General features: G+C 76.2%; 17 protein-coding genes. 12 read left to right on the top strand and 5 right to left on the bottom strand.

Features of this window, described 5'->3' with window-relative positions:
* Positions 1–59: 59 nt before the first annotated feature.
* From ZF1_RS19455 to ZF1_RS19415, 9 genes are all read left to right on the top strand, one after another.
* Positions 60–695, top strand: coding sequence for a DUF3159 domain-containing protein (locus tag ZF1_RS19455; protein ID WP_100878273.1), 636 nt, complete (start codon positions 60–62; stop codon positions 693–695).
* Positions 692–1,972: an MFS transporter gene (locus ZF1_RS19450; protein ID WP_482638002.1), complete on the top strand. Its 1,281-nt coding sequence runs from the start codon at positions 692–694 to the stop codon at positions 1,970–1,972. The genes ZF1_RS19455 and ZF1_RS19450 overlap by 4 nt, the downstream gene beginning before the upstream one ends.
* Positions 1,973–2,018: 46 nt before the next feature.
* Complete coding sequence (locus tag ZF1_RS19445; protein ID WP_482638001.1) at positions 2,019–3,935, top strand: S9 family peptidase; 1,917 nt, start codon at positions 2,019–2,021, stop codon at positions 3,933–3,935.
* Positions 3,936–3,996: 61 nt separating this feature from the next.
* Positions 3,997–4,455 (top strand): GyrI-like domain-containing protein, encoded by a 459-nt coding sequence (locus tag ZF1_RS19440; protein WP_482638000.1) that lies wholly within the window; start codon positions 3,997–3,999, stop codon positions 4,453–4,455.
* Positions 4,456–4,542: 87 nt separating this feature from the next.
* Positions 4,543–5,505 (top strand): DUF8129 domain-containing protein, encoded by a 963-nt coding sequence (locus tag ZF1_RS19435; protein ID WP_482637999.1) that lies wholly within the window; start codon positions 4,543–4,545, stop codon positions 5,503–5,505.
* A gap of 10 nt (positions 5,506–5,515) precedes the next feature.
* On the top strand, positions 5,516–6,166 hold the full coding sequence (locus ZF1_RS19430; protein ID WP_482637998.1) for a HemK2/MTQ2 family protein methyltransferase: 651 nt from the start codon (positions 5,516–5,518) through the stop codon (positions 6,164–6,166).
* Positions 6,156–6,371 carry a CDGSH iron-sulfur domain-containing protein gene (locus ZF1_RS19425; protein WP_100878269.1) on the top strand — a complete coding sequence of 72 codons (216 nt, stop codon included), beginning with the start codon at positions 6,156–6,158 and terminating at the stop codon, positions 6,369–6,371. The genes ZF1_RS19430 and ZF1_RS19425 overlap by 11 nt, the downstream gene beginning before the upstream one ends.
* Entirely contained in the window at positions 6,368–7,390 is a 1,023-nt protein-coding gene (locus tag ZF1_RS19420) for an iron-containing redox enzyme family protein (protein WP_482637997.1), read from the top strand. Before ZF1_RS19425 ends, ZF1_RS19420 begins: the two co-directional genes overlap by 4 nt.
* On the top strand, positions 7,387–8,355 hold the full coding sequence (locus tag ZF1_RS19415) for an L-histidine N(alpha)-methyltransferase (protein ID WP_357439715.1): 969 nt from the start codon (positions 7,387–7,389) through the stop codon (positions 8,353–8,355). The genes ZF1_RS19420 and ZF1_RS19415 overlap by 4 nt, the downstream gene beginning before the upstream one ends.
* On the opposite strand, the gene ZF1_RS19410 is transcribed toward ZF1_RS19415, so the two are convergent.
* Positions 8,352–9,251: an NADP-dependent oxidoreductase gene (locus ZF1_RS19410; protein WP_357440700.1), complete on the bottom strand. Its 900-nt coding sequence runs from the start codon at positions 9,249–9,251 to the stop codon at positions 8,352–8,354. The two genes, ZF1_RS19415 and ZF1_RS19410, sit on opposite strands and share 4 nt — an antisense overlap.
* Positions 9,252–9,341: 90 nt before the next feature.
* Here ZF1_RS19410 and ZF1_RS19405 point away from each other — a divergent pair, with 90 nt between their 5' ends.
* Positions 9,342–11,819 carry an FUSC family protein gene (locus ZF1_RS19405; protein WP_482637996.1) on the top strand — a complete coding sequence of 826 codons (2,478 nt, stop codon included), beginning with the start codon at positions 9,342–9,344 and terminating at the stop codon, positions 11,817–11,819.
* A 23-nt stretch (positions 11,820–11,842) separates the two neighbouring features.
* On the opposite strand, the gene ZF1_RS19400 is transcribed toward ZF1_RS19405, so the two are convergent.
* Complete coding sequence (locus ZF1_RS19400) at positions 11,843–12,952, bottom strand: thermonuclease family protein (RefSeq protein ID WP_482637995.1); 1,110 nt, start codon at positions 12,950–12,952, stop codon at positions 11,843–11,845.
* A gap of 140 nt (positions 12,953–13,092) precedes the next feature.
* Positions 13,093–13,827 (bottom strand): helix-turn-helix domain-containing protein, encoded by a 735-nt coding sequence (locus ZF1_RS19395; protein ID WP_482637994.1) that lies wholly within the window; start codon positions 13,825–13,827, stop codon positions 13,093–13,095.
* A 135-nt stretch (positions 13,828–13,962) separates the two neighbouring features.
* Here ZF1_RS19395 and ZF1_RS19390 point away from each other — a divergent pair, with 135 nt between their 5' ends.
* Positions 13,963–14,352 (top strand): CinA family protein, encoded by a 390-nt coding sequence (locus ZF1_RS19390; RefSeq protein WP_405416073.1) that lies wholly within the window; start codon positions 13,963–13,965, stop codon positions 14,350–14,352.
* Positions 14,353–14,457: 105 nt separating this feature from the next.
* A complete protein-coding gene (locus tag ZF1_RS19385; protein ID WP_482637993.1) occupies positions 14,458–15,762 on the top strand; it encodes an aspartate aminotransferase family protein in 1,305 nt (434 codons plus the stop codon).
* A gap of 45 nt (positions 15,763–15,807) precedes the next feature.
* Here the strand turns inward: ZF1_RS19385 and ZF1_RS19380 are convergent, their stop codons facing one another.
* Positions 15,808–17,343 carry an acetyl-CoA acetyltransferase gene (locus ZF1_RS19380; protein ID WP_482637992.1) on the bottom strand — a complete coding sequence of 512 codons (1,536 nt, stop codon included), beginning with the start codon at positions 17,341–17,343 and terminating at the stop codon, positions 15,808–15,810.
* Positions 17,340–18,467, bottom strand: coding sequence for an NAD(P)H-dependent flavin oxidoreductase (locus ZF1_RS19375; RefSeq protein ID WP_357440680.1), 1,128 nt, complete (start codon positions 18,465–18,467; stop codon positions 17,340–17,342). The genes ZF1_RS19380 and ZF1_RS19375 overlap by 4 nt, the downstream gene beginning before the upstream one ends.
* Positions 18,468–18,531: the final 64 nt, after the last annotated feature.

Raw genomic sequence — 18,531 nt, 5'->3', positions numbered from 1 at the left:
GTGTGCCGTGGCGGCACGGCCTTCCCTCGTTGCAGCACATCACGACGAGGGAGGACGGCATGACCATGACCGAGCCGCAGCACGACCGGACCCGCGACCGCGCCACCCCGAGCCTGCTCGACCAGATGGGCGGGACCGCGGGGTTCGTCTACTCGACGATCCCGGTGATCGTGTTCGTGACGGCGAACGCGTTCCTGTCCCTGCCGCTGACCATCGGCATCGCCGTCGCGACCGGCCTGGCCCTGTTCGGGTACCGGCTGCTGCAGCGGGAGAAGTTCAGCTCGGCGGTCGGCAGCCTGCTCGGCGTCGCGCTGGCGGCCGGGATCGTCGCCTGGACCGGGTCGGCGCGCGACTTCTTCGTGATCGGCATCTGGGCCTCCCTGGCCGGGTTCGTCGTCACGGCCGGGTCGCTGCTGGCCCGCCGGCCGATCACCGGCGTGATCTGGAACGCCGTCCACGGGGGCACGCACCCCTGGCGCTCGACGCCCGCGGTCCTGCGCGCCCACGACCTCGCCACCGGTGCCGCGGCGCTGGTGCTCGGCGCGCGGTTCGGGATCCAGCAGTGGCTCTACGTCGCCGAGGCGACCGGCGGGCTGGGCATCGCCCGGGTCGCCATGGGCACACCGCTGACCGTGCTGGCCGCGCTGGTGGTCGTCTGGGCGTTCCGGCGCAGCACCAAGGCCCTGGTCCGGTGAGCACGCTGCGACGCAGCCCGGCACTGTGGCTCGCCGCCTACGGGCTGACCCTGCTCGGCGGCGGGATCATGGCGGCGGTCCTGCCGCTGCTGGTCCTGCAGCGCACCGGGGACGTGCTGGCCGCGGGCGTGCTGGCGACGGTGACGACCACGGCGTCCGCGCTGACCGGGCTGGTCTCGGGGCTGGTCGTCGACCGCGTCGACCGCAGGCTGGTGACCGTCGTCGCCGGGGTCCTGGGGGCCGCGGTGGTCGCGGCGCTGCCGGTCGTCGACGCGCTGTGGGGGCTCGGCATGACCGCCTTCCTGGTGCTCGGCGTGCTCGGCGCGGTCGTGCGGGTGCCCGCGATGACCGCGCAGGAGGTCCTGCTGCCGGCACTGGTCCGGCTCGACCCGCGGCCCGGCCGGCTGGACCGGCTGATCGCGCTGCGGGAGAACCTGGCCAACGTGCTGCTGCTGGCCGGCCCGGCGATCGGCGGCCTGCTGGTCGCCCTGGCCGGCCCGGCGTCGACGGTGCTGGTGGTGACCGCGTCGACGAGCCTGCTCGCGGCGCTGACCGCGGCGCTGCTGGACCCGCGGGCCGGGCGGGTCGAGGTGGTCCTGCGCACCGCTCCGGGGGGTGCGGTGCGCAGGGCCGTGCGGGATCTCGCGGCGTCGTGGGTGTTCCTCGCCGGGCAGCGGCTGGTGCTCGGGGCGACGCTGGTGTCGGCGGTGCTGGTCGCCGTCATCGCGGCCCTGCAGACGACGCTGATGCCCGCCTACTTCACGGCGCTGGACCTGCCCGCGCTCGCCGGGCTGACGCTGAGCGCGCTCGCCGCGGGCGGGCTGGCCGGCTCCGTGCTGTACGCGGCGCTGGTGAACCGGGTGCGGCGCCGGACCTGGTTCGTGCTCGGGATGCTCGGCTTCGGCACCGGCTTCGCGCTGGTCGGGAGCCTGGCCTCACCGTGGGTGGTGCTCGGCGCCGCCGCGCTCGTGGGGTTCACCAACGCCCCGGTCGGCGCGGTGCTCGGGGTCCTCACCATCGAGGCCACCCCGGACGGCCTGCGCGGCCGCGTCCTCGGAGCGCAGAACACCCTGCTGCTCGCCGCGCCCGCACTGACCGCGGCGCCGGTCGCGGCGCTGGCCTCCGCGGTCGGCCTCGGCGCCGCCGGGATCGCGCTCGCCGCGGTCGCGGTCGGCACCGCGCTCGTCGCGCTGGTGGCGCCCGCGTTCCGTGACCTCGGTGAACCGGGTACGGGCGACGCCGCCGCCCCGGCCCCGGCGACGGCGGGTGCCCGGTGAGCCGACGGCTGCGGCCGCTGCGCCGCCACCGGATCCCGACCGCGTTGTGACCGCCGCCCCGACCGCCATCCCGACCGCCACCCCGACCCCGGAGACCACCATGGCCCTGCCCGACCGGATCCCCGCCCGCGACCTGCTGCGCATGCCCGACCGCACCGCCGCCACGATCTCCCCGGACGGCACCCGTATCGCCTTCCTGGCCCCGTGGAAGGGACGCCTGAACGTGTGGGTGTCCGATGTGGACGGCAGCGGTGAGCGCTGTGTCACCGCCGACGAGACCCGCACCGTGCTCCGCTACCTCTGGACCGACGATCCCCGCTACCTGCTCTACCTACAGGACACCGGCGGCGACGAGAACTGGCACGTGTACCGGGTCGACCTCACCGCCCCCGCGTCGGCGGCGGTGGACCTCACCCCGTTCGAGGGGGCGACCGCGTTCGGCGTCGAACAGCGCCCGGAACGTCCCGGACGGGTCCTGCTGCAGAGCAACGCCCGCAACCCCGTCGAGTTCGACCTGTGCGAGATCGACCTCGCCACCGGCGAGTTCACCGTGCTCGCGCAGAGCCCCGGCGGCGGCGCGGGCTGGACCCTCGCGGGCGACGAGCTGCTGCGCGAGACCCTCACCGAGGACGGCGTCGCGCAGGTGTGGCGCGGCGACGACCTGGTCGCGACCGTCGACGGTGACGCCCATCCGATCGGCGTGTACCCCTACGAGCCGACCCCGGACGGCACCGGCATCTGGGTCGGCACGTACGGCGACGGCGACCGGCTGCACCTCGGCCGGCTCGACACCACCACCGGCGAGGTCACCGAGGTCGACCGGCACCCCGAGCACGACATCGACATCCGCGCCCAGATCTTCCCCAGCCTCCCGTCGGCGCTGATCCGGCACCGGGCCACCGGGGAGCTGCTCGGCGTCCGCTACCTCGGGGCGCGTCAGGAGATCCGCGCGGTCGACCCCGGTTTCGCCGAGATCCTCGACGCGCTGCGCGGCCTGTGCGACGGCGACCTGTCCGGCGTCTCCGGCGACGTCGACGGGCGCCGCTGGGTGGCGACGTTCGCCCGCGACCGCGACCCGCAGACGTGGTTCCACGACCACGCCACGGGGGAGTCGCGGCTGCTGTTCCGGCCGCGCCCCGACCTCGACCCGGCACAGCTCGCACCGATGGAGACCGTCACGATCACCGCCCGCGACGGACGGGAGATGCCCGCCTACCTGACGCTGCCGGTCGGCGTCGCGCCCGAGGGGCTGCCGCTGGTGCTGATGCCGCACGGCGGGCCGTGGGCCCGGGACTGGTGGGGCTTCGACGCGAGCGTGCAGCTGTGGGCGAACCGCGGCTACGCGGTGCTGCAGCCGCAGTTCCGGGGGTCCTACGGGTTCGGCCGTGCCCACATGGAGGCCGCGGTCGGGGAGTTCGCCGGTGCCATGCACGACGACCTGATCGACGCCGTCGACTGGGCCGTCGCGCGCGGGTACGCCGACCCGGACCGGGTCGCGATGTTCGGCGGCTCCTACGGTGGCTACGCCACCCTGGTCGGGGTCGCGTTCACCCCGGACCGCTTCGCCGCGGCGGTGGAGTACGTCGGCATCTCGAACCTGGCGGACTTCCTGCGCACCGTGCCGGAGTTCACCCGGCCCGGCCTGGTCAACAACTGGTACCGCTACGTCGGCGACCCGGCCGACCCGGCGCAGGAGGCCGACATGCTGGCCCGCTCGCCGATCACCCGGGCCGACGACATCCGCACCCCGCTGATGGTGGTGCAGGGCGCCAACGACGTCCGGGTGGTGCGAGCCGAGTCCGACAACCTCGTCGCGGCGCTACGCGGACGCGGGGTCGACGTCGACTACCTGGTGTTCGACGACGAGGGGCACGCCATCGTCAACCCGGAGAACCTGGTCACCATGTTCGAGGCCGCCGACCGCTTCCTCGCCACCCACCTCGCGCCCCGCGCGGACCGATGAGTCCGCACACCCGGCGCGGTCCACCCCGGTGGACCACCCACCCCGCCGGAAGGACCCGTCCATGACCACCCCCGAGCTCCTCGAGGTCACCGCCTGCCCCACCGCCGTCGTCCGCGGCACGGTCCCGGTCACCGACCTGCCCGCGTTCTTCGACCGCGCCTACTCCGTCCTCCCCGGGACCGTCTCCGGGCAGGGCGTGACGGTCACCGGCCCGGCGTTCGCGCTGTACCGGGGGCCGCTGACCGCGACCGCCGACCTCGAGACGGGGTTCCCCACCGACCGCGAGGTCACCCCGGACGGCGACGTCGTCGCCGGCGCGCTGCCCGCCTGCCGGGTGGCCCGCGTCGTGCACGCCGGTTCGTTCGACGGGCTCGGCGCCGCCTGGCAGCGGCTGGGGGAGTGGGTCGCCGGCCAGGGCCTGCGCGGCGGCGACGTGTTCTGGGAGGTCTACCTCACCGAGCCCTCGCCGGACATGGACCCCGCCGACCTGCGCACCGAGCTGAACATGCCGGTGGTCTGACCGGAGCGGCACCGGAGGGCAGGAGTGGGACCGCGGATCGCGGGTAGGCGCGGTCCGACCCTGTCGCCGCCGCAAGAGGACGTGTTCGTGACCGATACCGCCGCCGTGGTCGCCCAGCTCCGTGTGCTGGAGCAGCTGACCCGCACCGAGAACCGGATCGCGGGCCTGCGCACCGTGCAGGCCCGCACCGACGAGACCCGCCGCGAGCTCACCGACAACGCCCGCCGCGCCGAGGCCCGCCTCGGCCGCATCCGGGACGCCCTGCGCGAGCTCGGCGCCGTTCCCGATCTGGTCGGTGCCGTCGGCGGCCGGATCCTCGCGTTCGTGAAGAGCCAGGTCGAGCAGGCCCAGCGCTTCGACGAGGCGCTGCTCGGCGACCTCGCGCTGGAGCGGCAGCTGCAGGACCGCGCCCGCTACCTGCAGGCGCTGACCGCGTTGGGGCCCGACCGGGTGCACCGCCTCGCCGGCGAGCTCGTCGAGGCCCACACCGAGACCGTCGAGTGGCTGACCACCGTGCTCGCCGAGGAGGCCGTCGGCGGGCCCGCGCCGCTGCGGGCCACCCCGCTGCAGGTCGTGCGCGGCGCCGTCACCGACGTCGTGCGGCTCCCGGCCCGCCTCGGCGTCGTCGGCCTGAACCGGGCCGGGCACGAGCTGTCCCGGGCCGGGGAACGGGTGCGGCGCACCGCGTCGGCACTCGGCGACGGCGCCGACCGCGCCGGGCGCGACGCCGCCGACGTCCTCGGCTCCGGGCTGGACGCCGCCCTGGAGCGCGCCGAGGACATCGCCCGCCGCGAGCGGGCCGGCGACGCCGCCCGGGCGCTGCACGACACCCGCCGGGCCCGCGGCGCGCTCGGCGCCGGCGAGCTCCCGGTCGACGGCTACGACGACCTGTCCGTCCCCGACGCGGCCCGCGCCGTCCGCGAGCTCGACACGCCCGAGGACGTGCAGGCCGTGCTGCGCTACGAGGAGCAGCACAAGAACCGGGCGGGCGTGCTCACCGCGGCCCGCACCCGGCACGCCGAGGTGGCCCGCGAGACGGTCGCGCACTGACGTGGCGCCCATGCTCCTGACGCCGCCCGGGGTCTACCGGCCCCAGTCGGACTCGCAGATGCTGGCCCGCGCCGTCGCCGTCTCCGGGCGGGCCCGTGGGGCCGTGCTCGACCTGGGCACCGGCACCGGGACCGTGGCGCTCGCCGCGGCCCGCTGCGGTGCCGGTGCGGTCACCGCGGTCGACCTGTCACGGCGCGCCGTGCTCGCGGCACGGGTCAACGCCCGGCTGCACCGCACCGCGCTGACGGTGCACCGCGGTGACCTGTTCGGCCCCGTCGACGGCCGGCGGTTCGACCTGGTCACCGCCAACCCGCCGTACGTGCCGTCGCACACCGACCGGCTCGTCCGGTACCGCCGGGCCCGCAGCTGGGACGGCGGCCGCGACGGCCGCGCCGTGATCGACCGCATCTGCGACGGCGTCGCCGCCCACCTCGGACCGGGCGGCGCGCTGCTCATGATGCACAGCGCCGTCTCCGGGGTGCAGGCCTCGCTGGACCGGCTCGCCGCGGCCGGGCTCACCGTGCGGGTCGCCGACCGGTCCCGGATCCCGCTCGGCCCGGTGATGCGGGCCCGCACCGCGCTGCACGAGGCCCGCGGCCTGGTCGAGCCCGGCGCCGCCGACGAGGAGCTCGTGGTGATCGAGGCCGTCCGTGGGTCGTGAGACCGGCGCCGGGCCCACCCGGGTGCGGCTCACCGACGACGGCCCGGTCCTGGTGACCGGCCCGGTGGAGGTCGAGCTGCCCGACGGCACCCGGGTGACGTCGCGGCGCCCGGTCACCGCGCTGTGCACCTGCCGGCGCACCCGCCGTCCGCCGTTCTGCGACACCAGCCACCGCACCCGCGTGCGACAGGAGGACCCGACGTGACCGCACCCCCGCACCCGGGCACCGGGACCGCGCCGCTGCCGGCGGCGCGCGGCCCGCTGTCCGGCGCCGTCCTGTCCCGGCTGGGCGGCGACCCCGCCGCGCTGCCCGCCGCGGGCGACGCCGACCCGTGGGGCGAGGACCTGCACCTGGCCCTGCACTGCTGCTACGAGCTGCACTACCGCGGCTTCGCCGGGGTCGGCGACGAGCACGAGTGGGACGTGGCGCTGCTCGGCCTGCGCGTGGCGCTGGAGGACCGGTTCCTGGCCGCCCTGCGTGCTGCGGTCCCGCCCGGCGACGACGTCGACGCGACCGTCGCCGAGCTGCTCGTCGAGCCGGTCGGGCCGGGCGCGGAGACCGGCGTGACCCACCACCTGCTGCGCCGCGGCGAGCTGTGGCAGCTGCGCGAGTACGTCGTGCACCGCTCGATCTACCACCTGAAGGAGGCCGACCCGCAGGCCTGGGTGATCCCACGGCTCCCCCCGGCCGCCAAGGCGGGCTTGGTCACCGTCGAGCACGACGAGTACGGCGCGGGCGACGCCGCGGGCATGCACGCCGTGCTGTTCGCCGGCATGATGCGCGACCTCGGCCTGTCCGACGCCTACGGCGCGCACGTCGACGCCGTCGGTGCCGAGACCCTCGCCGAGGTCAACTTCATGTCGCTGTGCGGGCTGCGGCGCAGCCTGCGCGGCGCGCTGGTCGGGCAGTTCGCGCTGGTCGAGCTGACCTCCTCGCCCGGATCGGAGCGCCTGGTCCGCGCGATGCGCCGGCTCGGCTGCGGCCCCGCCGCCCTCCGCTTCTACGACGAGCACGTGGAGGCCGACGCCGTGCACGAGCAGGTCGTGCGCCGCGACGTCCTCGCCCCGCTGCTGCGGACCGAGCCCGGCCTGGCCGCCGACGTCGTGTTCGGGATCCGGGCCGCCGGGCTGCTCGGCGACCGGCTCGGCGGGCACGTGCTGGCCCGCTGGGCGGCGGGGGAGCCGAGCCTGCGCCGGCCGCTCGACGACGGGCCGGGCCGGTGACCGCCGCCCCGGTCGAGCTGGAACAGGGCTCCTTCTGGGACGACACCGACGAGCTGCGCGCCCGCCTCGCCGAGCCGCTGCCGCGGATCCCGCCCTGGTTCGGCTACGACGCGCTCGGCTCGGAGCTGTTCGAACAGATCACCGAGCTGCCGACCTACTACCTGACCCGGTGCGAGCGGGCGCTCCTGGAGCGGTACGGCACCGACATCGCGGCCCGGCTGGGCTGCCCACGCGTCGCCGAGCTCGGGTCCGGGAGCGCGAAGAAGACGCGGCTGCTGCTCGAACACTGCTCGGCGGCCCGGCCGACGACCTACCTGCCGATCGACGTGAGCCGCGAGATGCTCGTGCTCAGCGCCGAACGCATGGCGGACCTGCCGGGGCTGACCGTCACCGGGCTGTGGGGGCGTTACGAGGCCGGCCTCGACCGGCTGCGCGACGACGGCGGCGCCCCGGTGGCGGTGCTGTTCCTCGGCGCCAACATCGGCAACACCACGGCCGACGAGCGCTCCGCGCTGCTCGCCCGGATCGGCGCCACGCTGCGCCCCGGCGACGCGCTGCTGGTGTCCGCGGACCTCGTCAAGCCCGCCGCGGTGTTCGAGTCCTGCTACAACGACCCGCCCGGACACGACGCCTTCGCCCGGTTCCGGCTCAACCACCTCGACCACCTGGCACGCCGGTTCGGCGGGAGCGTCGCCCTCGACGCGGTGCACCCGGCGGCGCACTACGACGCCGCCGCCGACGTCGTCGACGGGCGGCTGTGGGCGCGCCGGGACCAGACCGTGGTGCTGCCGGGCCTGGACCGGACGCTGGAGCTGCGTCGCGGCGACAGCCTCAACGTCGGGTTCTCGGCGAAGTTCGAGCCCGACCGGCTGCGCACCGACGTGGCCCGGCACGGGTTGCGGGCCGAGGCCGAGTGGGTCGACGACGAGCACCGCTACGGGCTGTTCCTGTTCCGTCGGGACTAGAGCACCAGGACGACCTTGCCGGTCACGTGACCCTGTTCGACCAGGGCGAGCGCCGCCCCGGCCTCGGCCAGCGGCCGGACCTCGCGCACCAGCGGGTCGAGCTCCCCGGCCGCGACGAGGGCGGCGAGCGCGTCGAGCACCGCGGTGCTGCGGTCGCGGGTGACGTCGCGGCCGCCCAGCTGCGCGACCAGCGGCTTGTCCGCGATCGAGTACAGCGTCGCGGGCGGGACGAGCCCGGCCACCGCGCGCAGGGCGTCGCCGCCGACCAGGTCCAGGGCGCCGTCGACGCCGCCGGGCGCGGCCGCGCGGATCCGGTCGGCGACGCCGTCGCCGTAGGCCACCGGGACGGCGCCGAACCCGGCGAGCAGGGCGTGCTTGCCGGGGCTCGCCGTGCCGACGACCGTCAGCCCACGGCGGCGGGCCAGCTGCACCAGCGGCAGGCCGACCCCGCCGCCCGCCCCGTTGACCAGCAGCGTCGCCCCGGCGGGCAGGTCGAGGTTCGTGAGGGTGTCCCAGGCGGTGCCCGCGGCGACCGGCAGCGCCGCCGCCTGCTCGGGCGAGACCTCCGGCGGGCGGTGCGCGGCGAACCCGGCGGTGACCCGCGCCCGCGGCGCCCAGCCGCCCTGCATGTCCGGGCAGCCGCCGAACACCTCGTCGCCGGGGGCGAACCCGGTGACGCCGTCGCCGACCTCCAGCACGGTCCCGGCGACCTCGCGGCCGAGCACCGCGGGCCCGGCGACGCCGTAGTCGCCGTCGCGCATCCGCCAGTCGCCCGGGTTGACCCCGGCCGCCCGGACCCGCACGAGCAGCTCACCCGGCCCGGGCCGCGGCTCTGAGACCTCGACGAACGCCTGCTGCTCCGGGCCACCCGCCGCCACGAACCCGTACCCGCGCACCCGCCACCTCCGTGATCGGTCCCGGGCGCCCACGCTACGTCCGGCGGGCCCGGGATGCGCGAAGATCACGATCCGGTATACCGTTAGCATATGCAACGGACTGTGCCGACCGCGTCCGACCGCCTCCTCCGGGCCCGTGACCGGTTCGTCGCCTCCGACCCCGGCCTCGTCCGGCTCGTCTCGGCGGTCCGCGCCGTGCTGGCGATCGCCAGCACGCTGGGTGTGGAGTACCTCGTCGCGACGACGACGGGCACCCCGCCACTGGTGCCGATGATGCTCGGGGCGGTGGTGGCGATGCTGGCCTCGTTCGGGGTCGTCGACGCCACCCGCGCAGGGCAGGCGGTCACGCTGTGCTTCCTGGCCCTGTCGATGCTCGCCGGGATGGGCGTGGCGCTGCTCGTCGACCGGAACCGGCTCGCGTCGCTGACCGCGTTCGTCGTGGTGGTGTTCGTCGCGGTCTGGGTACGCCGCTTCGGGCTGCGGTACTTCGTGTGCGGCATGGGCGGGTTCATGGGCTACTTCTTCGCCCTGTTCCTGAGCCTGCGTCCGGAGATGCTGCCGGGGGTCGCGTTCGTCGTCGCGGTCGCGATCGTCTGGGTGATGCTGCTGACGCTGGTGCTGCTCCCGATCCGCAACGACCGGGTGCTGCGCCGGATGCTGCGCTCGTTCGAGGCGCGGCTCGCCGGTCTCGCCGGGACCGTGCTGGCCCTCGACGGGCACGCCCTCGGCACCGCGGAGCGGGAGCGCGCCGAGGCCCGGCTGGCGAGCCTTCTGGTCCGGGTGAACGAGGCCGCGCTGGTCATCGACGGGCAGCTGGGGACCCCGGCCGCCGTCGCCGACGACGACGCCGCCCGGATCGTCCGCCGGGCGGTGTTCGACGCCGAGCTGGCCGTCACCGCGCTGACCCGGGTCGGCCCCGGCGCCCTGGACTGCGACGACGCCCGCGCGGTCCTCACCGCGCTGCACGGCGGCCGCTGGGACGCGGTGCGCGAGCGGGCCGGACGGGTCGCCGACCGGGTGGCGGCCCCGGGTCCGCGCCGGCTCGCCGTCGACGCCACGGTGCTCGCCGACGCCCGTGCCGACTGGACCGCCGCCCTCGACACCGCGCCGGAGGGCGCCCTCGACACCGCGCCGGAGGGAGGTCCCGCGACGGTCGGGGAGGCAGCCGCGTTCGCCCCCGCGGTCCAGCTCTTCGCGGGCAACCTGCCCGGCTCGGCGGGCACGGTGACCCGGCTGCACCGCCCGCCGGACCCCGGCCGTCCCGCCTCGCGGCTGTCGCTGACCACCCGCCAGGCCGTGCAGGTCGCGGTGGCCACCGCGGTCGCGATCGCGGTGGGCGACGCGCTGTCCGAGCAGCGCTACTACTGGGCGGTGCTGGCCGCGTTCATCGCCTTCACCGGCACCGCGACCGTCGCCGAGACGGTGCGGAAGGCCGCGCACCGCATCGTCGGCACCATGATCGGCCTGGTCGGCGCGATCGCGCTGGTGCCGGTGCTGGGACCCGACGTCGCCGTGGTGCTGCCGGTGATCCTGCTCAGCATCTTCGGCGCGCTCTACCTGTTCCGGCTCTCCTACGCGCTGATGATCTTCTTCATCACGCTGATGCTCGGCGAGCTCTACGCGCTGCTCGGCACCTTCACGGTGGACCTGATGGTGCTGCGCCTGGAGGAGACCGTGGTCGGCGGTCTGATCGGCTGCGCGGTGTCGGTGCTCGTGCTGCCCACCCGCACCCGGTCCGCCGCCGAGGAGGCCCGCCGCGGGCTGCTCGACGCGCTGGCCGAGCTGCTGGGCACGGTCGACCGGGCGCTGCGCCGGCCCGGCCCGTGCGAGGACCTGCGTGCCGGGGCGCGCGCGCTCGATGCCGCGCTGCACCAGACGCTGCTGCTGGGGCGTCCGCTGACCCGGACCTGGCTGGGCTCCACCCACCGCGACGTCGTGCACGGGCTGACCGCCTGCACCGCCGTCGCCGAACACGCGCGGCGCCTGGCCCGCTCCGCCGAAGGGGTGTCGGGGACCCCGGCGCTGACCGCGGGCTGTGCGCGCCTGGCGCAGCTCACCGCGGACGCCGTCGCCGGGCGGCCGGTGCCCGCGGGCAGCTGCGCGGCCGTGCTCGACCTGCTGATCGGCCCGGCCGGCGGGACCGGACGCGGCGCCGCGCTCGCCCGCGAGGCCGGGCTGCTGGCCGCCGAGCTCCCGGCGCTGCTGGAGACCGGCGAGAACGGGCCCGCCCCGGCCACGGTCGGGCGGGTCCGCGGACCCGACGGCGCACCCGCCGCGGCGACGGTCACCGTCGTCGACGGGGCGGGCCGTCAGCTGGACCGCGTCACCACCGGCGACGACGGCGGGTTCGCCGTCCGCGTGCCGGCCGGGACGCACCTGCTCGTCGCCGCACCGGCCGTCGCCGGGCCCGCGCCCTTCGGCGAGCACGTGCACCTGGGGCCGGGGACGGTGCTGCCGGACGTGGTGCTGGCCGCGCCGGCGTCGCGCCCGGTGCCGGTCACGGCGCAGGGGCGCGCACGTGGTCCGGCGCGGGTCGTCGGGCGGCGCGGCTGCCTCACCCACGGCTGACCCGCGACCCGCGGCCGGCCCGGTCAGCCCTGCGACTCGCAGCCGATCCCGTCGGAGTCCGCGTCCAGGCGGTGCCGGTCGGTCCCCACGACCCGGAACGGCCCGCCGGACAGGTCCCCGCAGTCGAGGTCGGTCGCCGAGAGCGGCACGCAGGGGGTGTAGTTCGAGTCGCAGCCCCCGCCCGCCGGAGCGGCCGCCGGGGTGACCGGGGCCGGGGCGGGCGCGGCGGCGGGACGACGCTGCTCGGCGGCGGCGTCGCGGGCCGCCTGCTCGGCGGCGGCCTCGGCGCGGGCCGCCTCCTCCCGGGCGACGCGGTCGCGCTCGGCCTGCTCGGCGGCCAGGCGCTGTGCCTCCCGCACGTCCGAGGCCTGCTCGGCGAAACGGACCTGCAGTGTCCGTGCGTCGTCGGAGGCGGTGTCGAGGACCCCGGTCAGACGGGCCCGGTCGAGCTCGGACAGCACCGCCCAGGCCACACCCGCCCGGTGTGCCCGGACGTCGGCGTCCAGCCCCGCCAGCACGGTCAGCGCGTCGACGGCCTCCCGGCCCGCGGCGTCGAGCTGCGCCGGGTCCGGCGACGGCGACGACGCCCGCTGTGCCAGCCCCGCGACGGTGCCGCGGGCCCGCTCCACCTGCGCGGGGACGGTGCAGGACACCGTCGTCGCGTACAGCCCGCGGCCCGCTGCGCGCGCCTCCTCCTGGGCCTCGGTGACCTCGTCGAGGTAGCGGTCGTTGCCGCCGACCACCATCGCGGTGCCGAGTCCCTCCCGGGCGAGCTCGGCGTTGACCAGCCGGCCCCCGGTGTCGTGCACCCCGGCCAGGGTGCGGCCCCAGCCGTCGACGCGCTCGTCGTCGTAGGACAGGTCGACGGTGCTGCCGACCGGGATGAGCGCGGCGAGCCGGGCGGCCGCCTCCGGGCCGAGGCACTGGACGGTGGAGTCGGGATCGACGGTCTCCGGGGTGTCGATGTTGAGCAGCCGGACCGTGGTGCTGCGGCCGTCCAGGGTCGCCTCGAACGTGTCGCCGTCGACGATGCGGGTCACGACGGCCTGGTCCGACCCGCCGCTCGCCACGAGTCCCACACCCGCGACGGTCGCGGTGACCGCGACCACCGCGGCGACCATCTTCCCGAGCACGACCCACCCCTGTTCCCGTGCGCGCCTGCGCGCATCGGACCGATCCGACGGTGCACACGGCGCATCGCGGAACGGACGGGGGCGTTATCGGTCGGCCGGGCCGATCCCCACTACTGATGATCGCCGGCGGTGGGCCCGGTTCAGCCGTCCCCACGCTCTGCGGCGAGGGCCTTCCCGGCGCGCACGAGCACGTCGAGCTGGGCGCGGTTGTACAGCTCCCGCATCGCCCGGCCGAGGGTCTGCTCCGCCCGCTGCTCGCCGACGGGTGCGTCGGTGTTCGGCGCGACCAGGCCGGGATGGGTCTCGTAGAGCGCGCGCATGTAGGGCACCATCCGGTCGGCGAGCTCCTGGCGGGTGGTCTCGTCGGCGTCGGCCGGGAGCGTGTCGAACCGGTTCTGCGTCGGGTCCGGGCGGGCGTCGGCCAGCATGTCCGCGACGGCCTGCAGCCGCTCCGAGCCCAGCACCCGCGGCAGGACCAGGGTGAGCGACCGGTCGGCGTCGGACATCGGCTGGTCGGCGGCCGCGGCGAACTCGGTGGGCAGGTCGGTGGGCGCGGCACCGTCCAGGATCAGGGCCAGCTCGGTGCGGGCCTGCTGCAGCCGCTCGATGGTGTCGGCCAGCTCGGCGTCGAGCGCGCGGGCGGCCTCCTCCGGATGGGCGTCGGCGTCGTTCATCTCGGAGATCTGGCCCAGCGAGAACCCGAGGTCGACGAGCCGCTTGATCCGCAGCAGCCGCACCAGGTGCGCGACCCCGTACTGCTTGTAGCCGTTCGTCCGCCGCTCGGGCTCGGCCAGCAGCCCGATCTCGTGGTAGTGCCGCACCGCCCGCAGGCTGGTGCCGGCCAGCTCGGCGACCTCACGGGTGCTCCAGGTCACGACCGTCCCCCCCGTCCGATTCCCGCTCCTGGCTCCACCTTGCCGTATCCGTCGCCGCACCGTCCCGTGTGGGCATCGGGGGCCGGGCGAGCCGGCCGCGGGATTGTGCCGCCACGTCTCGGGTAGCTCACCCGGGTGCCGAACGAGCTCGACGACCTCGCCGCCCGTATCTCCGACCTCGCCTCGTCGGCGGGCCGGACCGTCGCGGTGGCCGAGTCGCTCACCGGGGGGATGGTGTCCGCCGCACTGGCCGCGTCCAGCGGCGCCGGCGAGTGGTACCGCGGCGGTCTCGTCGCCTACTCTTCGCAGGTCAAGCACGATGTGCTGGACGTCCCCGACGGCCCGGTCGTCGACCCCGACGCGGCCCGGGTGATGGCCGAACGGGTGCGCAAGCTGCTCGGCGCGGACATCGCCGTCGCCCTCACCGGCGCGGGCGGCCCGGATCCGCAGGACGGTCAGGATCCCGGCACGGTGTTCCTCGCCGTCGCCGACGGGCACACACCGAGGTCGTCCGCCGGGTCCTGACCGGCGAGCCGGTCGAGGTGTGTTCCGCGGCGGGCCGGGAGGCACTGCGGTTCCTCGTCGACCGGATGGGCTGACCGCCCGCAGCGCCGGTGCCACACTCGGGCCATGACCGAGCACCTCATCCGCAACTCCGGCCGCGGCGGCTTCACCCCCGGCGTGATCGCCCGGGCCCAGGGGAGCACCGTCACCACCGAGGACGGCCGGGAGCTGCTCGACTTCACCTCCGGGCAGATGAGCGCGATCCTCGGGCACTCGCACCCGGAGATCGTCGCGACCGTCCGCGACCAGGTCGGCCGGCTCGACCACCTCTACAGCGGGATGCTGTCGCGGCCGGTGCTGGAGCTGTGCGAGCGGCTGTGCGCCTCGGTCGGCGGCGGACTGGACCGGGCGATGCTGCTGACCACCGGCGCGGAGTCCAACGAGGCCGCGATCCGGATGGCCAAGCTCGTCACCGGCCGGCACGAGGTCGTCTCCTTCGCCCGGTCCTGGCACGGCATGACCCAGGCCGCGGCGAACGCGACCTACGTCGCCGGCCGCGCCGGGTACGGTCCCGCCGCACCCGGGAACTTCGCGCTGCCGGTGCCCGACCGTTACCGCCCCGACCTCGTCGACGACGCCGGGGAGCTCGACTGGCGCCGCCAGCTCGACCTCGGGTTCGCCCTGATCGACGCCCAGTCCGTCGGCAGCCTCGCCGCCTGCATCGTCGAGCCGGTCCTGTCCTCCGGCGGGGTCGTCGACCTGCCGCCGGGCTACCTGGCGGCGCTGCGCGACAAGTGCCACGAGCGCGGCATGCTGCTGATCCTCGACGAGGCCCAGACGGGTCTGTGCCGCACCGGCGACTGGTACGCCCACCAGCGCGACGGCGTGGTCCCCGACATCCTCACGCTGTCGAAGACGCTCGGGGCCGGCCTGCCGCTCGCCGCCGTCCTCACCACGGCCGCGATCGAACAGGTCGCGCACGAGCGCGGCTTCCTGTTCTTCACCACCCACGTCAACGACCCCCTCCCGGCGGCGGTCGGGCTCACCGTGCTCGACGTGCTCACCCGCGACCGGCTCGACCTGCGCGCCCGCGAGTTGGGCACGCTGCTGCAGGACGGCCTGCGGGACCTGGCCCGCACGACCGGGATGATCGGCGACGTCCGCGGCCGCGGCCTACTGGTGGGCCTGGAGCTGGCGGGCTCCGACACCGACGCGCTCGGGGCGGCCGTCACCGCGCGGTGCGCCGAGCTGGGGCTGCACATGAACATCGTGCAGCTGCCCGGCATGGGCGGGACGTTCCGGATCGCGCCGCCGCTGACCGCGACCGAGGCCGAGATCCGCCGCGGCGTGGACATCCTCGGCACGGCCCTGGGGGAGGTGGCTCAGCCCTCGACGGCGGCCGCGAGCCGGTCCGGTGGCGCAGCGACGTGACGGCCCGCGCTCGGCGACCTCCCGGTCACGGGGCCCGGATACCCGTCAGCGCGGCGTGACGATCGTCAGCTTCCCGTCGGGCCGGACCCGGACCGCCGCCCCGGCCGGGTCGCCGGCGAGCAGCTCCAGCAGCTCGTCGTCGGTGCCGCAGGCGACGAACCGGGCGCCGTCGTCGTCGAGGCGGCCGACGACGACCGCGTGCCGGCTGCCGTCGCGGTCGTGGCGCACCGTCCAGGACTCGACGGTCGCCGCGCCGTCGGCGGCGGTCGTCGTCGGGACGGTGGGAACGGCGTCGAGCCGGGCCTGGAGCGCGGCGCTGTCGTCGTCGCGCCAGGGGGCGGGGCGGGTGGAGTAGACCCCCGCGGAGTACTTGGACAGGAACCCGCCGTTCGCGCCGACCAGGCCGTACGTGCCCGGGTCGGCCCGCAGGCGTCGCACGACCTCGGCGACCGCGTGCATCGAGTAGTCGTTCCCCGGCCCGCCGAAGAACGGCAGCCCACCGGTGACCGTGAGCCCGCGCGGGTCGTCGGCGGCCAGCCCGAGGGGGTCGGCGACCGAGGACACCGCGATCGGGAAGCAGGAGTACAGGTCGATCGCGGCGAGGTCGTCCACGCGGGTCCCGGCGCGGTCCAGGGCGTGCCGGACGGCGGCCTCGGCGGCCGGGTAGGCGCCCAGGTCGGGGCGGTCGAGCACAGCGCGCTCGGTGAGGTCGGCGTGGCCGTGCAGGAACACCCACCGCTGCGGGTCGATCCCCAGGTCGTGGGCGGTGCCGACCGAGGTGAGGACGACCGCGGCGCCCTGGTTGACCTGGTCGCGCGAGACGAGGAACCGCGGGTACGGATCGGTGATCATCCGGTTGCGGTCGTCGGTCGTGACGAGTTCCTCGGGCGTTCGGACCCGCGGCGCGGCGGCGTGCGGGTGCCCGGCGGCGACCCGGGTGAACGGCGCGAACAGCTCGCCCATCCCGTGGGCGTGGGCGTCCCGTGCGAGGCCGAGCCGGGCGCGGCGGGCGTTCTCGCACAGCGCGTAGTAGGCGGCGGGGGAGAGCACGCCGTGCGCCTCGGCGACCGGGCTGCGCAGCTCCGAGCCGTACCCGCGGTCCTCCAGCGTGCCGCCGACGTGCTCGCCGTGGTCGGGCCGCTCGGCCTCGGGGCGCGACATCAGGTCCCGCACGGTCGACATCGCCTCGGCCCCGACGAGCAGCACCGCCCCGGCCTCCCCGCGGGCGATCGCGCCGGCGAACTCGCCGACGAGGCGTTGCGGGGACTGCCCGCCGACGACGTCGAGCACCGCCCGCCGCGGGTCGGCGCCGACGCGGCGGGCGACCGCGCGCGGGTAGTTGTCCGCCCGGCCCAGCGGCGCGACCGCCCCGGGCAGCGACATCTCGAACTGCCGCACCCCCGCGACGACGGCCAGCGCCGCCGCCACCGCGGCCGGGTCCGCACCGGTGTCGGCGAGCGCCGCGGCGGCCGCGGCGGCACCGAGCCCGACCGGTGACAGCGCGGCGTAACCGGGCTCGCCGATCCGCTCGGAGGCCTCCCCGACCCCGACGACGACGGGTGTCCGCGGGTCGAGGTTCATCCGACCAGCCCCGCGAGCGCGGCGATGCGCTGCTCGCAGTCGTGCGCCATCTCCCGGGTGATCTCGCCCGCGCCGCGCAGCTCGGTGAACGCGCCGACGACCTGCCCGACGAAGAACGACTGCAGCTCTGTCGCGCCGGGGTTCCCGGCGTCGGCGGCGGCGTCGATGCTCGACCAGGCCTGCAGGGTCAGCAGCGGCTGCAGCGGCATCGGCAGCGGCGCCGGCGCGCCGGGTGCGGACCACGCGTCGTGGTAGGCGCTGCGCAGCTGCCGGGCAGGCTTGCCGGTCCGGGCGGGGGAGCGGACGGTGTCGCCGCTGCCCGCGGCGAGGAACTTGCGCTTCACCGACTCCGGCGCCACGTCCTCCACACTGGACAGCCACACCGAGCCGCACCACACCCCGGCCGCGCCGAGCGCGAGCGCGGCGGCCATCTGGTCGCCCGAGGCGATGCCGCCCGCGGCCAGCACCGGCCGGTCCCCGGCGACCCCGACGATCTCCGGGGTCAGCACCGTCGTCGCGATGGTGCCGGTGTGCCCACCGGCCTCGGTGCCCTGCGCGACGAGCACGTCGACCCCGGCCGCGAGCTGCCGTTCGGCGTGCCGGCGGGTCCCGACCAGCGCGGCGACGACCGTCCCGGCGTCGTGCGCGCGCTCCACGAGGTGCGGCGGCGCGGTGCCGAGCGCGTTCGCGACGAGCGCGGGCCGGTGGGCGAACACCGCGTCGAGCTGGGCCTCGGCGCCGCGCCGGCTCATCCCCGCCGCGATCGCGTCGCGCCCGGGGTCGACCGGCACCCGCGGGATGCCGTAGCGGTCGAGCAGGTCGTCGACGAAGGCGAGGTGCTCGGCCGGGAGCTGCGCACGCAGTGCGGCGACGAGGTCCTCCCGGTCGGCCCCGGTGTCGGCGGTCTTCTCCGGGACGAGCAGGTCGACCCCGTAGGGCCGCCCGTCGAGCTGCTCCTCGATCCAGGTCAGCTGCGCGTCGAGCTCCTCGGCGGTGTAGGAGACCGCGGCGAGCACCCCGAACCCCCCGGCGCGGCTCACCTCGGTCACCACCGCGGGGGACCGGTTGAACCCGACGATCGGGTGCTCGACGCCCAGCAGATCGGTCAGCGCTGTCCTGATCACACCGGTGAGCGTATTACGGACGGACACCGTCCAGAAGTGGGTCGGTGGTCACAGCACCGTCTGG

This window comes from Pseudonocardia sp. ZF1, from assembly GCF_056835605.1.
The sequence above is the reverse complement of the archived record's forward strand: the minus strand, read 5'-3'. Positions and strand labels throughout refer to the sequence as shown.

Coding starts and splice junctions, on each gene's coding strand:
- ZF1_RS19440 (WP_482638000.1), top strand. CDS start 3,997: ATGACCACCCCCGAGCTCCTCGAGGTCACCGCCTGCCCCACCGCCGTC.
- ZF1_RS19405 (WP_482637996.1), top strand. CDS start 9,342: ATGCAACGGACTGTGCCGACCGCGTCCGACCGCCTCCTCCGGGCCCGT.
- ZF1_RS19430 (WP_482637998.1), top strand. CDS start 5,516: ATGCTCCTGACGCCGCCCGGGGTCTACCGGCCCCAGTCGGACTCGCAG.
- ZF1_RS19380 (WP_482637992.1), bottom strand. CDS start 17,343: ATGAACCTCGACCCGCGGACACCCGTCGTCGTCGGGGTCGGGGAGGCC.
- ZF1_RS19385 (WP_482637993.1), top strand. CDS start 14,458: ATGACCGAGCACCTCATCCGCAACTCCGGCCGCGGCGGCTTCACCCCC.
- ZF1_RS19455 (WP_100878273.1), top strand. CDS start 60: ATGACCATGACCGAGCCGCAGCACGACCGGACCCGCGACCGCGCCACC.